Annotated in this window: 14 protein-coding genes and 1 pseudogene; 13 read left to right on the top strand and 2 right to left on the bottom strand. The window is 47.2% G+C overall.

All coding sequences use genetic code 11. The annotated features are described in order from the left end of the window. Positions 1-16 precede the first annotated feature (16 nt). The 13 genes from ACQ4WS_RS07640 (at position 17) to ACQ4WS_RS07580 (ending at position 14,163) form a co-directional block, all read left to right on the top strand. The gene (locus tag ACQ4WS_RS07640) at positions 17-1,237 is read left to right on the top strand and encodes a Wzz/FepE/Etk N-terminal domain-containing protein (protein ID WP_436475078.1); all 1,221 of its coding nucleotides are present in this window, start codon (positions 17-19) and stop codon (positions 1,235-1,237) included. A 60-nt stretch (positions 1,238-1,297) separates the two neighbouring features. Continuing rightward, positions 1,298-2,416 (top strand): GDP-mannose 4,6-dehydratase, encoded by a 1,119-nt coding sequence (gene gmd / locus ACQ4WS_RS07635; RefSeq protein ID WP_436475076.1) that lies wholly within the window; start codon positions 1,298-1,300, stop codon positions 2,414-2,416. 15 nt (positions 2,417-2,431) lie between these two features. Continuing rightward, positions 2,432-3,385 (top strand): GDP-L-fucose synthase, encoded by a 954-nt coding sequence (gene fcl / locus ACQ4WS_RS07630; protein WP_436475074.1) that lies wholly within the window; start codon positions 2,432-2,434, stop codon positions 3,383-3,385. Positions 3,386-3,481: 96 nt separating this feature from the next. Then, the gene (gene rfbF, locus ACQ4WS_RS07625; protein WP_436475072.1) at positions 3,482-4,249 is read left to right on the top strand and encodes a glucose-1-phosphate cytidylyltransferase; all 768 of its coding nucleotides are present in this window, start codon (positions 3,482-3,484) and stop codon (positions 4,247-4,249) included. 8 nt (positions 4,250-4,257) lie between these two features. Next, positions 4,258-5,325 carry a CDP-glucose 4,6-dehydratase gene (rfbG, locus tag ACQ4WS_RS07620; RefSeq protein WP_436475258.1) on the top strand — a complete coding sequence of 356 codons (1,068 nt, stop codon included), beginning with the start codon at positions 4,258-4,260 and terminating at the stop codon, positions 5,323-5,325. Between the two features lie 24 nt (positions 5,326-5,349). Continuing rightward, positions 5,350-6,663, top strand: a complete 1,314-nt coding sequence (rfbH, locus tag ACQ4WS_RS07615; RefSeq protein ID WP_436475070.1) for a lipopolysaccharide biosynthesis protein RfbH — start codon at positions 5,350-5,352, stop codon at positions 6,661-6,663. Between the two features lie 2 nt (positions 6,664-6,665). Next, complete coding sequence (locus ACQ4WS_RS07610; RefSeq protein ID WP_436475068.1) at positions 6,666-7,538, top strand: NAD-dependent epimerase/dehydratase family protein; 873 nt, start codon at positions 6,666-6,668, stop codon at positions 7,536-7,538. Beyond that, positions 7,535-8,560, top strand: a complete 1,026-nt coding sequence (locus ACQ4WS_RS07605) for a GDP-mannose 4,6-dehydratase (RefSeq protein ID WP_436475066.1) — start codon at positions 7,535-7,537, stop codon at positions 8,558-8,560. The genes ACQ4WS_RS07610 and ACQ4WS_RS07605 overlap by 4 nt, the downstream gene beginning before the upstream one ends. Further along, positions 8,553-9,887, top strand: coding sequence for a lipopolysaccharide biosynthesis protein (locus ACQ4WS_RS07600; protein WP_436475064.1), 1,335 nt, complete (start codon positions 8,553-8,555; stop codon positions 9,885-9,887). Before ACQ4WS_RS07605 ends, ACQ4WS_RS07600 begins: the two co-directional genes overlap by 8 nt. Before the next feature lie 93 nt (positions 9,888-9,980). Then, positions 9,981-10,955 (top strand): glycosyltransferase family 2 protein, encoded by a 975-nt coding sequence (locus tag ACQ4WS_RS07595; protein WP_436475063.1) that lies wholly within the window; start codon positions 9,981-9,983, stop codon positions 10,953-10,955. A gap of 159 nt (positions 10,956-11,114) precedes the next feature. Then, the gene (locus ACQ4WS_RS07590) at positions 11,115-11,894 is read left to right on the top strand and encodes a glycosyltransferase (protein WP_436475061.1); all 780 of its coding nucleotides are present in this window, start codon (positions 11,115-11,117) and stop codon (positions 11,892-11,894) included. Between the two features lie 59 nt (positions 11,895-11,953). Beyond that, complete coding sequence (locus ACQ4WS_RS07585) at positions 11,954-13,207, top strand: hypothetical protein (protein ID WP_436475059.1); 1,254 nt, start codon at positions 11,954-11,956, stop codon at positions 13,205-13,207. 5 nt (positions 13,208-13,212) lie between these two features. Next, positions 13,213-14,163 (top strand): glycosyltransferase, encoded by a 951-nt coding sequence (locus ACQ4WS_RS07580; RefSeq protein ID WP_436475057.1) that lies wholly within the window; start codon positions 13,213-13,215, stop codon positions 14,161-14,163. A gap of 162 nt (positions 14,164-14,325) precedes the next feature. Here the strand turns inward: ACQ4WS_RS07580 and ACQ4WS_RS07575 are convergent. Together ACQ4WS_RS07575 and rfbD are read right to left on the bottom strand one after the other, a co-directional pair. Continuing rightward, a pseudogene (locus ACQ4WS_RS07575) lies at positions 14,326-14,505 on the bottom strand (helix-turn-helix domain-containing protein); the annotation flags it as partial. A gap of 27 nt (positions 14,506-14,532) precedes the next feature. Next, the gene (gene rfbD / locus ACQ4WS_RS07570) at positions 14,533-15,405 is read right to left on the bottom strand and encodes a dTDP-4-dehydrorhamnose reductase (protein ID WP_436475055.1); all 873 of its coding nucleotides are present in this window, start codon (positions 15,403-15,405) and stop codon (positions 14,533-14,535) included. Positions 15,406-15,415 lie beyond the last annotated feature (10 nt).

Here is a 15,415-nt window from a genome sequence, read left to right as displayed (position 1 = left end):
GACGCAGAGAAAATTAATGTCAGAAAAAAATACTCAAACGGATGGTCGCGTTGTTGATCATGGCGATGATGAAATAAAGTTGTTCGACGTGCTCTTGGTTCTATTAGAAAACAAAGGCAAAATTGCTGCGGCGACACTGCTGACAGCTTTGCTAGCCGCTGGCGCGACGGCATTGCTGCCCGATAAATTTCAAGCTGAGGTACTTTTATTGCCGCCAAAGCAAGCGCAGAATACATCCGCATTATTAATGGGGCAGTTGAGTTCGCTTGGTGGTTCAGTCGGCGGTGCGTTGGGACCCAATCCCAATGATATGTATATTGGCATGCTGCAAAGCAGGACGATTGCAGACGCATTGATACGCCGCTTCGATCTGGCCAGTGACTATCGAACTAAGGATGCCAGCGAAACGCGCATGGAACTCGCAAAAGCGAGTACCTTCATAAACGAAAAAAGCGGCATGATTACCTTGCAGGTTCTAGATAAAGACAAGCTGCAGGCCGCGGCTCTTGCGAATGGTTACATCGAGGAATTGCAAAAGCTGGTCCAAGTATTCGCTGTAACCGAGGCAGCCCAGCGTCGTCAATTCTATGAGAAGCAATTGGCAGGTGCGAAACGCCAACTTAGTGACGCCGAAGTAGCTTTGAAAAAAGTACAGCAAAAGACCGGCCTGATTCAGATGAATGCGCAGGCCGAGGCGCTGATCCAAGGAGCCGCTGCAGTTCAGGCGCAGGTCGCCGCCCATGAGATTAGGCTAACCGCGATGAAAACCTTTGCGACTACTCTCAATCCTGACTACGTGCGAGTTCAACAAGAGTTGATTGGGTTGCGCGCTCAACTAAGTAACATGGAAACGGGTGTCAATCGTGGCAATGGAGATTTATCCATCTCAGCAAGTAAGGCGCCAGAAGATGGGTTGGAATATGTGCGCAAGCTGCGCGATGTTAAATATTATGAAACCATTTTTGACTTGATGGCTAAGCAATTTGAAATTGCAAAGATCGACGAAGCGAAAGAAAGTGCTTTCATTCAGGTTTTGGACCCAGCGATTCCCCCCGATAATAATGCGCAACCCCGTCGGGTCAGAATTGTTATCATCGCTGCGCTGATGGCCGCATTTTTTTCTATGTGTTGGGCATTTGCCAGCGAGGCGTTAAAGAGCGCACGCAGGGATATTAAGAAATTGGATAAGATGAAATTGCTTAAAAGAAGTTTATTGTCGAAGTCGATGGCTGAGTGAGTGCTGTTGCGAAATAACATTGGTATTAACTGAGTAATTAATTAATGGAAGAGTTTTTTTATGACTAAAGTCGCACTTATCACGGGTATAACCGGACAAGATGGCTCGTATTTGGCTGAGTTTCTTTTGGCGAAAGGTTATCAAGTTCATGGAATCAAGCGTCGCGCATCACTGTTTAATACCGATAGGATCGACCCGATATATCAAGACCCGCATGTTCCTAATCCAAAGTTGTTTCTCCATTATGGTGATTTGACGGATTCGTCCAATTTGATTCGTATCCTGCAGCAGGTTCAACCGGATGAGGTATATAACCTGGGTGCAATGAGCCACGTTGCAGTATCGTTCGAGTCGCCGGAATACACGGCAGACGTCGATGGTATGGGTACGCTTCGGTTGCTCGAAGCGATACGTTTGCTGGGGCTGGAAAAGAAGACGCGCTTTTATCAAGCTTCAACATCAGAATTGTATGGGTTGGTCCAGGAAATTCCGCAAAAGGAGACAACTCCCTTTTATCCTCGTAGTCCATACGCGGTTGCGAAGTTGTATGCTTATTGGATCACGGTAAATTACCGTGAAGCCTATGGTATGTATGCCTGTAACGGGATTTTGTTTAATCACGAGTCACCGCGCCGCGGAGAAACGTTTGTAACGCGAAAAATCACCCGGGCCTTGGCTAATATATCTCAGGGACTAGAGTCACTGCTCTATCTCGGCAACATGGATGCTTTGCGTGACTGGGGACACGCGCGCGACTATGTCGAGATGCAATGGTTGATGCTGCAGCAGGAGCAACCGGAAGATTTTGTCATTGCCACCGGGGTACAGTATTCAGTACGCCAATTCGTTGAAGTCGCAGCTTCTGAATTAGGTATTAGTATCGAATGGCAAGGCTCGGGTGTTGATGAGAAGGGAATTGTTGCCTCCGTTACCGGGGAAAAGGCTCCTGGCATTGTGGTTGGTCAAACGATTGTCAGTATTGATCCTAAATATTTCCGCCCAACGGAGGTGGAAACTCTTCTAGGTGATCCGACTAATGCCCGCGTTAAACTTGGTTGGGTTCCAACGACGACATTTGCCGAAATGGTACAAGAAATGATGGCGTTTGATTTCGATGCAGCGAAACGTCACGTATTGTTAAATGATCACGGCTACAAAGTCGCGATTTCAATCGAGTAGTGAGGATTATTAAATATGACTACAAAGAAGCGAATTTATGTCGCCGGCCATCGCGGGATGGTAGGCGCAGCAATCGTGCGCCTGTTGACTACGCGTGGAGATAGCGAGATAGTTACGAAAAGTAGCAATGAACTTGATCTAACTGACCAAGCCCAGGTTCGGTCATTTTTTGCTGTCGAGAAAATCGATGAGGTTTATATCGCAGCGGCAAAAGTTGGCGGAATTCACGCTAACAATACTTTTCCTGCCGAATTCATTTATCGCAATCTGATGATTGAGAGCAATGTGATTCACGAAGCGTGGACCTCAGGTGTTCAGAAATTACTCTTTCTGGGCTCGTCATGTATTTATCCTAGAATGGCTGAACAGCCGATCAAGGAAGAGTATCTGCTTACTGGAAAACTTGAGCCGACCAATGAAGCTTATGCAATTGCAAAAATAGCGGGTATTAAGCTCTGCGAAAGTTATAACCGACAATATGGAGTCGATTACCGAAGCATAATGCCGACCAATTTATATGGTCCTGGTGATAACTACCATTCAGAGAATAGCCATGTGATTCCAGCATTGATCCGCCGGTTTCATGAAGCAAAATTAGCCGCTGCTCCTGAAATTGTAATTTGGGGGACCGGAACGCCACGCCGCGAGTTTCTCTACGTGGATGACATGGCTGGAGCCAGCATTCACGTAATGGAACTGCCGCGTGAAGTTTACGAAGCCACTACTCAGCCGATGAGTTCTCACATCAATGTGGGAACAGGATCCGATATAACGATCGCGCTATTGGCAGAAACGATAGGGAAAATTGTGGGGTATTCTGGAAATATTAGGTTTGATGTTACCAAGCCGGATGGCACTCCGCGTAAATGGCTGGATATATCACGTCTGCTTAGTTTGGGGTGGAAGCCAAGCGTAGAACTAGAGAGCGGTCTGCAGAATGCATACCAAGCATTTCAGCGCGGAACCTGACTTTTTATTTTGGTTGGCACGTCGTGATTTATAAAAAAATCGCTTCAGCGCTAAATAAGTATTGGTATATTTTTATTATTGATAATTGGGTATGAAATGAAAGCAGTCATTCTTGCAGGCGGACTAGGCACGCGCATTAGTGAAGAAACATCCACTAAGCCGAAACCGATGGTAGAAATAGGAGGTAAGCCCATACTATGGCATATCATGAAAAGTTATTCAGCCCATGGTGTGAATGATTTTGTAATTTGCTGCGGCTATAAGGGGTATGTTATTAAAGAATACTTCGCAAATTATTTTCTTCATATGTCGGACGTTACATTTGATATGAAAAATAACAAAATGGAAGTTCATGCTCGGAACGCTGAGCCATGGAAAGTTACATTGGTGGATACCGGGGATGATACGCTTACGGGCGGACGTTTAAAACGTGTCAAGCAGTATGTCGCTGACGAGGAAGAATTCTGCTTTACCTATGGCGATGGCGTTAGCGATGTTAATATTACAGAATTAATAAAATTTCATCGAAAAAATGGAAAACTTGCTACGCTGACAGCGACCCAGCCACCTGGTCGTTTTGGTGCTTTGAATTTGGATAGGCACGTTGTAAATAGTTTTCAAGAAAAACCGCAAGGTGATGGAGCATGGATCAACGGTGGTTATTTTGTGTTGTCGCCAAAAGCAATTGATTATGTTGATGATGATACTATCATGTGGGAAAAGCAGCCGATGGAACGATTGGCGGAAGATGGCCAACTGAATGCCTATTTTCATAAGGGATTCTGGCAGCCAATGGATACGCTGCGTGACAAGGTACATCTGGAAGAGCTTTGGCAATCTGGTAAAGCTCCTTGGAAAGCATAAGCATGAGCATGAACCTCTCATTCTGGCGGGGTAAGCGGGTCTTTTTAACCGGGCACACTGGTTTTAAAGGCGGCTGGCTGAGCCTATGGTTACAACAACTCGGTGCTGAAGTTACTGGCTATGCCCTATTGGCACCAACCGAACCAAGCTTATACGGGGTGGCTGATGTTGCGCGCGGCATGCGTTCAATTATCGGAGACGTGCGCGATGCTGCCGCGCTCAGGCGTGCAATGGTCGAGGCCTGTCCGGAAATCGTGATTCACATGGCGGCCCAGCCGCTCGTACGTTACTCTTACGACCACCCAGTGGAAACGTATTCGACTAACGTGATGGGCCTAGTTAACCTGTTTGAAGCCGTGCGCGGCTTACCAAGCGTCCGTTCAGTCGTCAACGTTACCAGCGACAAATGCTATGAAAACCGGGAATGGCCTTGGGGCTATCGTGAGAACGAAGCCATGGGGGGGTACGACCCCTACAGCAACAGTAAAGGCTGCGCTGAACTCATTACTTCTGCCTATCGCAATTCGTACTTCAATCCAGCAAAATACTCCACACACGGTATCGCTCTGGGCAGTGGCCGAGCTGGGAACGTGATCGGCGGTGGAGATTGGGCCTTGGACCGGCTGATTCCGGACATGCTGCGTGCCATCCGTGCTGGCGAGGCCGTCAGAATTCGTAACCCGGATGCGATTCGGCCATGGCAACATGTATTGGAGCCACTGAGCGGTTACCTGACCTTGGCGGAGAAACTCTACACGGACGGTGCTACCTACGCCGAAGGCTGGAATTTTGGTCCGCATGACATTGACGCCAAGCCGGTTGGTTGGATCATCGAACGTATTACCCAGGTTTGGGGCAATGGCGCAGCCTGGCAACTGGAAGGCGTGCCGCAACCGCACGAAGCCACGTACCTGAAGCTGGATTGTTCCAAGGCGCGCGCAGCCCTCGGCTGGCATCCGCGTTGGAACATTGGGCAGACCATCGAAAATATCGTTGAGTGGCACAAGGCCTGCGACCGGGGCGCCGATATGCGCGCACTGACGCTGGGTCAAATCACGGCCTATCAAAACACTTAAAATATATACATTCAAGGAATGAGCATGAACAAAGAGCAAATCAGAGAACAAATCCGCGCACTGGTTGGCGAATACGGCGCATTGGCCAGCGCCCCAACAGCATTTGAACCGGGTGTGACCGTTATTCCTCCAGCCGGCAAAGTTGTGGGCGCACCGGAAATGGAACTGATGGTCGATGCTTCGCTGGATGCCTGGCTGACCACCGGCCGCTTTAACGACCAATTCGAAGCGCGCTTGGCCAAGTTCCTTGGTGTAAATTTCTTGATCACCGTGAACTCGGGCTCATCAGCCAATCTGGTCGCGTTTAACACGCTGACCTCGCCAAAACTGGGAGCGCGTGCCATTCAGCCTGGTGACGAAGTGATTGGTGTAGCCGCCGGTTTCCCTACCACCGTCAACCCTATCCTGCAGTTCGGTGCCGTACCTGTGTTCGTCGACGTGGAACTGGGTACCTACAACGTTGATGCGACTTTAATCGAAGCTGCCATTACGCCGAAGACCAAGGCCATCATGTTGGCGCATACGCTGGGTAATCCATTCAATTTGGAACTCATCGTTGCTCTGTGTAAAAAATACAACCTGTGGCTGATCGAAGATTGCTGCGATGCGCTGGGTGCGACCTACAATGGCCAACTGGTTGGTACGTTTGGTGACATCGGCACCATGAGTTTTTATCCAGCCCACCACATCACCATGGGTGAAGGCGGTGCCGTGTTTACGAACAGCCCAGAATTGAAAGCAATTGCGGAATCGTTCCGCGACTGGGGCCGCGACTGTTACTGCGCTCCCGGCAAAGACAACACCTGCGGTCAGCGCTTCTGCTGCAAACTTGGTACGCTGCCCGAAGGCTACGACCATAAATACACCTACTCTCACCTAGGCTACAACCTGAAGATCACCGACATGCAGGCTGCCTGTGGTGTGGCTCAACTCGACCGGATCGATGGGTTTGTCGCTGCACGTAAAGCTAACTTCGCTTACCTGACGGAACGCCTGCAAAGCTGTACAGAATTCCTGCTGCTGCCAGAGGCGACGCCAAATTCGGATCCATCGTGGTTCGGCTATCCGATTACCCTTAAACCGGAAGCTAACGTCAATCGCGTTGACCTGCTGACCTATCTGGATCAACACAAAATTGGTACGCGGCTGCTTTTTGCTGGTAATTTGACACGTCAACCTTATATGTTGGGCCGCAATTACCGTGTTGTTGGCAAGCTGGACAACACGGACCGCATTATGCACGACACGTTCTGGATTGGTGTGTTTCCAGGCCTGACAAATGAGATGCTTGATTTCACGATTGGCAAAATCGAAGCGTTCTTTGGCGTAAACTTCTAACTATGCGCTTGTTATTAACCGGTGCGACGGGCTTTTTGGGCGAGTCCTTGGTGCGTCGTTTCTTAGCCGATGGTCATCAGATTGTGATATTGAAAAGGCGCACTTCGGTATTGCCCAGCCTGATCGCTAGCAATGCTGCCATTGTCTGCCATGATGTGGAGGACGGCTTGGCTGCAGCCTTTGTGGTAACAAAGCCTGATGCCGTTATTCATTTGGCGACGTGTTATGGCCGCAGCGGCGAAGACATAATGACCGTTTTCGAGACCAATACGGCTTTTCCACTGCGCCTGCTGCAGGCCGCCCGGGCGGCCGAAGTCGCACTGTTCATCAATACCGATACGGCGCTTGAGAAATTGACGAACGCTTATTCACTGTCGAAAAGACAATTCGCTGAGTGGGGCCAATGGCTGGCGCAGCGCAATGAATTTACGTTCATTAACGTTCGGCTGGAGCATATGTTCGGCCCTGGAGATGCTGCGTCCAAATTTACGGCCCACGTTATCGGTACATTGTTGGAAAATCGTCTCGAAATTAATCTGACCAAGGGCGAACAGTTGCGTGACTTTATCTATATCGACGATGTGCTTTCTGGCTATCAGACCTTACTGGCCCATTACGCCGAAAATACTGTCAATGGCTATATCGAATGTGATTTGGGCAGCGGCGAGGCGATTACCATCAAGGATTTTGTCGAATTGGTTCACACCTTGACTAATTCGCGAACCAAACTTAACTTCGGTGCATTGCCGTACCGCCCCGGAGAGGTCATGCTGACACAAGCCGATACAAGTTATCTGAAAAAACTTGGCTGGCGTGTGCAAACCAGCTTGGCTGAAGGCATACAAAAAATTATAGCGAGCGAAAAAATACTATGAAATTACTAATAACAGGTGGCTGCGGATTTTTGGGCAGTAATTTATCAGTCGACGCTTTGGCGCGTGGCGATGACTTAATGATTTTCGATAATCTATATCGCAACGGTTCGCGTGAGAACCTTAAATGGCTGCAGCAGCAAGGAAAGTTCAAGTTTGAACATGGCGATATTCGTAATCATAACGACGTCACGAGAGTAATACAGTCGTTTCAACCAGACGTAATTTTTCACTTGGCAGGACAGGTTGCCATGACCACGTCGATCGCTAATCCACGTATGGATTTTGAGGTTAATGTGGCAGGTACTCACAGTCTGCTCGAAGCAGTGCGCTTGTATGCTCCACAAGCGACTGTGGTCTACTCGTCAACCAACAAGGTTTACGGCGATCTCGAACAATATCAGTACGTTGAAACGGAGATGCGCTATAAGTGTAGTGACCGCCCGGATGGATTCAGCGAGGAAACCCCACTTGAATTTCACTCGCCATATGGCTGCTCAAAGGGCGCGGCTGACCAATATATGCTTGATTATGCACGTATGTTCGGGTTAAAAACGGTGGTGTTCCGTCATTCATCAATGTATGGTGGCCGCCAGTTTGCCACCTATGACCAAGGATGGGTCGGTTGGTTTTGCCAAAAGGCGATTGAGGCGAAAAATGGGCAGGTTGTGGAGCCGTTTACTATTTCAGGGACTGGTAAGCAGGTACGGGACGTGCTGCATGCCGACGACATGAAACGGCTGTACTTTGCCGCCGTTACCAATATTGAAGCTGCAAAGGGCCAAGCGTTCAACGTGGGTGGCGGCCTTCAAAATAGCCTCTCATTGTTGGAGTTGTTTTCACTGCTGGAGGAATTTTCAGGGGCCAAATTGAATTACGTTAAACTGCCGGTACGTTCTAGCGATCAGCGCGTGTTCGTTGCGGACATTGCCAAGGCTCAAAAAATCTTGCAATGGCAACCAATTGTGACGGCTAGGGAAGGTGTCGCAAGCATGGTCAACTGGGTAGACCAGTACTATGCTTGATGCCGCAGTATCGCAGCAGCGGACCAAGAATTACCTGACACAAATCAAGTGGGCAGTGGTCTGTAAGGGTGGTGCAATGCTCGCCTCGTTTCTGGCCATACCCTTGATGATACGTTATCTCGGGCAGGAGCAATTTGGCGTGTGGTCGACATTGCTAACTGTGATGTCGTGGATCGTTTTTTTCGATCTTGGCTTAGGCAACGGTTTACGCAATAAAGTTGCAGAGGCATTGTCAAAAAACCAGGCGGTGCTGGCAGCCGCCTATATTGGTTCTGGATACAGCCTGATCGCTGTGCTCGCGATATTGGTGTGGTCAATTGTGATTGGCATGTCCTTTTTCGTTTCTTGGCAAAGCATATTCAACACCACGGTGATTTCCGAGCCTACGTTGCGCATGACCGTGAATATCGCTGTGACATTCATCGTCTTGAACTTTTGGATGGGTCTGATCAACGCCTTGCTTGGCGCAGTCCAAAGGACCTCACTAATAGCGTTTGGACAGTTAATTTCAAATGGACTGGCTTTGTTGCTAGTCTATTTAATCAGCATGTCTGAAATATCGACGATCGTCAATCTTGCACTAATATATGGAGGGACAGTAACAGTTTCCAATGTCCTTTTGAGTTTCTGGTTCTACCGGGCATTTCCTACTTTACGTCCACGCCTAAAAATGGACCGGCAGCATGTCCGGCCGCTGCTATCAGTGGGAATTCAGTTTTTTGTCATTCAACTCGCTGTTTTGTTAATTTTCACAACAGATAAAATCCTAATCACACAATTGTTTGGTCCGGCTTATGTTGCACAGTACGAAGTGGTGTTCAAGCTGATGAGTATATTTACATTCGCTCATTCAATGGTCACTACACCGTTATGGTCGGCCTATACCGATGCCTATCATCGCGGTGATCTAGCATGGATCCGAAAAATACTGAACAAGCAACTGGTGATTTTTGGTGCCATGGTGGTTGGAGTGGTTATTCTCGCGATGCTGGCCAGGCCGCTGATTAGAATTTGGGTCGGGCCTGGGATCGTTATCGAACGAGGACTGGTACCATCGATGGCTATATTGGTACTGGTCACTATTTGGTCAAATATCTACGCCTATTTTTTAAATGGAGTTCAGAAAATTCAGTTGTCTTGGATTGTAGCAGTTGCTGCAATGTGCATTAATATTCCACTAAGTATTCTACTTGCAAAATATACCACTTTAGGAATCTCTTCGGTGGTCATCGGTACCAGCTGCGCGCTTTTGCTTCCGTCTTTCTTCGGTTGTGTGCAGACATTTAAGATAGTTGGTGGCCAGGCTGACGGTATATGGGGGCGCTAGTATGAAATCCATCTGGTATTGCTGAAGGTCTCATTGCCATTTAGCCTAAAATCGCTACTTAATTAAAAAAACCAATAATGGATTTATAAAACTATGACACTTCCTCTCGTCAGTATCTTGATCCCGGTTTTTAACCGGGAGCAGATCATAGCTCAAACGCTAGATTCTGCATTGTCGCAAACCTATATCGATTTTGAGATTGTCGTGGTGGATAACTTTAGTACCGATGGGACGTGGGGTATTCTTCAAGAGTATGCTGAAAAACATGACCGCGTTCGGGTGTTTCGTAATGCTGAGAATATCGGCCCTGTTAGGAATTGGCTTGCGTGTGTATCAAAAGCACGCGGCATTTTCTCTAAAATATTATGGTCGGACGACCTGATTCATGCGGATTTTTTATGGAAAGTAATGCCCTATATGGCGGATCCTGATGTAGGATTTGTTTACTCAGCCACCAGAATTTTTACAGGTAATAATAAAAATTCAGGAAATACTGTTTTTTCCTCATTGCGAAGTGGCAGTTATGCTAGCACCCTGTTCCAAGAAGGCGCTTTGCTGAATGGAGATTTCCCTGTCTCCCCAGGCTGTGCGGTATTCAGAACTGCGGACTTGCAGAAAAACTTATTATTGCATGTCCCCAATTCAGTTGATAGCGATTTTAGTATGCACGCAATTGGCAACGATCTATTGATTTTCTTGCTTACTGCAAAAAACTATAAAAAATTCGCTGTCGTTGCCGAGCCTCTTTCATATTTTCGATCCCATACAGGATCTATAACTATCTCATCAGCATCTGGAAAAATACCGCTGCATTACGACTTGGCAAAAGGATTTTTTTTGGAGCAATCTGGAGCGGATGAAAAGCTTTTAATGAAAGTTGCTGCAATGTTTCGCTTTCACATGTTGCGATATGACGCAAGGAAATTCGGGATAGTAAAACTGGCTGATTTTTTTCCTAGCCAGCGAGAGGTTTATGTATCACTGTCTTTAGTTATTAAAATTGCTTTCAGGATGTATATACAAAAATTACGTGGTTTATTTTTGAAAAAACTATCACGAGCAAGTTGAGCTCTCCTAATCGCCATAATGTCGCAGCAGCATATCCCACGCGGTATCGTATACCTCAATTTCGTATAGAAAAGTGTCAAAATAATGCATGTAGAGCTCGATTTATCCCATTCACAGAATTCCATAAAACAACAGGCCAAGAAAGAAGGAGGTCGCCGTTTGAAAGAACAGAACGCGGATGATGCAGATCGCGCTCTAATTACAATCATTACGGCTGCTTATAATGTTGAAGAGTTGATCCTGAAAACAGCTGAGTCAATCCGGAATCAATCCTGCAAGACCGCAGAATGGATCATCATCGATGGCGGATCTAATGACGGAACCATCGACTTACTGCAGAAAAATACTGATGTCATCGACTATTGGATAAGTGAGCGTGACGGTGGTATTTACGATGCGCTTAACAAGGGAATTTGCTTGGCGCAGGGTAGATATTATCTTGTCTTGGGGGCTGGCGATACATTGGCGCCTGACGCTATCGAGAAATTTAGTCAAATTATTCGGGCAGATCAACCGGACCTGATTACAGCATGGGTAAAGGATGGTGATCGTATTATTCCGCCAGCAAGACTACGAAATCGTCGGTACCTGTGGTTGGGTCACAATTTTTTTTGTTCATCCCACAGTGTCGGGACTTGCATTAAATTGGATTTACATGCACGGCATGGCCTGTATTCACATTGGTATGCATTGTTGGCTGATGGAAAGTTCATTGGCGACGTCTTGCGTAGAAAAGATATCAAATATTCGTATGCAGAGTTTCTTTCAGGTGAATTTTTGGGTGGAGGTGCAACCCATCAACGACGTTACCGTTCTGCGTGTGAACATTTTATGATTCAAATGGAAAGTGGCGCCCATGTAGTACCACAGATGGCGTTGCTATTTTTACGGCTTATAAAGGCATCCATTGACAGCACTCGTTCAAAATTTGTGGCTTAATTTTTAGGTATTGCCGCAAGGTTACTACAACTTCAGGCTGTGTATGAAAGGTAGATAAATTGTTCGATCCGATATATGTCACGTTGTGTGTGTCATTGGTGATCTATTTTTTTTCCAGAAAATTAGTCTTTAATATTTTGGATCCGGTCATTGCTGGCTTGGCTACCATTGCCATGAGTGCCTCTTTGGTTTATTCGTTGTATGGCCGCGAGACGCTCACAACTCCGGTTGTTCAGATTTTTGCAATAAGCGTTTTGGGTTATCTTATTGGTATATACAGTATTGCTAGAAGCTTTTCTTTACAGCGCTTGCGGCATGCATTGTCCGAAACTGTAGATAGATTTGATGAGCGCGAAATTATTGGAGCGTGTATCGTTGCGCTCGCATTGACTTTGCTGCTAGCTGGTCTTGCTGTGATCATGGGCGGTGCCGGCGATGCGCGACAAGATTTTGCAAAGACTTTACGCCCACTCGCAATATTGCAAGGTGGAGTAATTTTACCCGTCTATGTTCTTTTACTAAGCAAAAAAATCCGCTTTTTTCGTCGATTGTTGGTGGTATTTATGTTGGTTTTGCTATCAATTCCATTCTCCGGGAAAAGTGTTTTCTTTCCGATGCTAGCATGGATCGGTATGGTCATGTATTTGGATAATAGGAAAGTTAGCGTCAAGCTCTTATTTTTTCTGGGGCTAGCAACCATCTTGCCTATTTATCTTGTAGCAGTGATCGGCTATGGATCAAGCGGATTGTCGGACGTAGTTTCATTGCTGATGATTCGCTTTTTGCTGTCGGGCGATGTTTACATTTTCGCTTATCAAAATGGTGGTTTGGATATTATTCGTACTTATTATAAACCAGGATTCCTCTCATACATCCTTCACCCGATAACTGCTTTGATCGGTTTTCGCGCATATGACAAGCCGTTAGGCTCAATGATTGCATCGCAATTTACGGGACGTGATTTGATAACCGGGCCAAATCCACAGCTTCCGGTTCTTTTTGATTTTTTCTTTCCTCATAGCCGAGTTATTAGTTTTTTTCTTTCTTTTTTTGTTGGCTTGGCAACATACTCGACTCGATTGTGGCTAATTCGTTCTACGCATTTATCGCGCAGATATCTGCAATTGGGGATAGCTGCGATGGCGATATTTTTACCCGGAATGGCTTTTGCTGATGTTTCCCTTTTTATAATGGGTTTGATTGGAATCACGGCCGGTGTGTTTTTTCTTGCTGGCGCGAATGTCATACTCGGTACACTGCGCTATATTATTTTTTTAGCCATAACCGAAATAGCTATAAAAAATAGAGGATAATTGGTTTGAATTTTATAAATAAAATAGATTCCGGCTTTAGGCCACGGGTGTTAGTTTTAATGGCGACTTATAATGGCGCTGCTTGGCTGGTAGAGCAAATAAAATCAGTGCTGGCTCAGCAGGACGTTGATGTGCATATTCTTATCGGTGATGATTTTTCGAAGGATAAGACACGTGAGTTTATCGAAATAAATTTTTCCGGTAACAGTGCAGTAAAGTTAATGGCTTGGGAAAGTTCCAGTGGGACAGCGGGAGCTAATTTTCGGCGTTTATATCTAGCCGCTGATGTGGGAAACTATGATTTTATAGCGCTCGCTGATCAAGATGATATATGGTTGCCTCTTAAATTGATTACCGGAATTCGCTGTTTAAATGAGACAGGTTTCCATGGCTATTCGGGAGCTGTGGAGGCTTTTTGGCCGGATGGCCGAAAAAAAATATTGGCTCAAGTACCTGTGCTAAAACCTGCTGATTTCCTTTTCGAAGGCGCCGGGCAGGGATGCACTTTTGTTGTCCGCGCCGAACTTTTTCTACGTATTCAACAGTTTTGTCGTGCCCATCCTACTGCTGTTGATGCCCTACATTACCACGATTGGCTGATATATCTGTTGGCGAGGGCCTGGAACAAAGACTGGTATTTTGATCCGTTGCCATTCATGCTTTATAGGCAACATGATGGAAATGAAATCGGATCTCGGGATGGTATTGCCGCAGTCAAAAAACGCTTGAATTTGATCCGAAGCGGCTGGTATCGCGGGCAAGTACGGGCAGCATTTGCAATTTATCAACAAGCTAATGGGAACGATAGTATCGCACTAAATATTGGGCAATTAATTAGCCAACGTCCCGTGGTGATGAGGGGCGGCCGTCTATTCTTCATACTGCTTCGGAACGGGCGGCGGCGCTTCGTCGATCGGCTGGTGCTAGCGTTGGCTGCGGTAATCGCTTGGTTGTGACGAAAGCGTCCCCTAACAGTAGTTTATCGAATTTGGATGTTTGTTGAAATAGGATTGCACTAGAAAAACTGGGACGCGATGTCCACTGGGAAGGCAAGTGCAGATTTCTGAAGCTTTTTACGATTTTCTGTCCGTCGTGCAGAATTATTCCACGTCCGACAAACTACCGTTAGTGCGCTGGAGCTCACGACAAATCGTGCTGGCGGAACGGCAAAGGCGTTTAGCAATGGACCGGATAGAGTACAGATCATCTCGCAGGATCATGACGACGGCACGCTCCTGCCTAGTTAAGTCGTGTAGGTTTCTGACATGGCAACACCTTACAGGATGATAGTGTTGCACTTGGTTCTGGAGAACGCCGGGTCATATTTAATTTTGACACAGCCTTAATGCGTCCTGCCAATCCGGGATGTGACAAAAAGTATCCATCAAGCGCCGTGATGACAGTACTGAATTGATCGGACGCTTCGCCGGTACAGGATAGTCTTGAGCTAATATCGGTTTTAATCGTGGTTTTTTCATAATTGAAGGATGGGCCATGATCGCTTCGGTAAAACCGAACCAGCTGGTCCTTCCTTGCGCCGTCAAATGATACAGACCGGAGCGTGCCTGCCACCATGCTTGCTGGTCGCTTGCCGCCAGACTTTGCGCCACGATATGCGCCGTGGTATCGGCAATGGTACGACTCCACGTCGGTGCGCCGAACTGATCGGATACGATACTTAGTTCTTCGCGCTCCTTTGCCAGGCGCAGCATGGTCAACAGAAAGTTCTTGCCATGCGTGCTATAGACCCAACTGGTGCGCAAGATCAGATGCGGGATGCCCGTGGCCTGGATCGCCTGTTCGCCGGCCAGCTTGCTGCTGCCGTAGACATTGATCGGGCAGGTCGGATCGGTTTCAACGTAGGGACCATCTTTCGAGCCATCAAACACATAGTCGGTGCTGTAATGGATCATCGCGGCGCCCAGCTTTTTGGCTTCTTCCGCCATCACGCCCGGGGCTTCGCCGTTGATGCGCAGTGCCAGTTCAGGCTCGCTCTCGGCCTTGTCAACAGCGGTGTAGGCGGCCGGATTGACGATCAGCGTCGGCTTGATGCGGCGGATTACGTCGCGTACCTGGTCCAGATCGGCCAGGTCCATCTGGCTGCGGTCTAGCGCGATGATTTCTCCCAGACCTTGCAGGCTGCGTTCCAGTTCGTAGCCGACCTGGCCGGTTTTGCCTGTAATTAAGATACGGCTCATATTTGTTCCC

This window comes from Janthinobacterium leeuwenhoeki (genome assembly GCF_051380795.1).
In the GTDB taxonomy this organism is placed as follows: Bacteria; Pseudomonadota; Gammaproteobacteria; order Burkholderiales; family Burkholderiaceae_D; genus Janthinobacterium.
The sequence above is the reverse complement of the archived record's forward strand: the minus strand, read 5'-3'. Positions and strand labels throughout refer to the sequence as shown.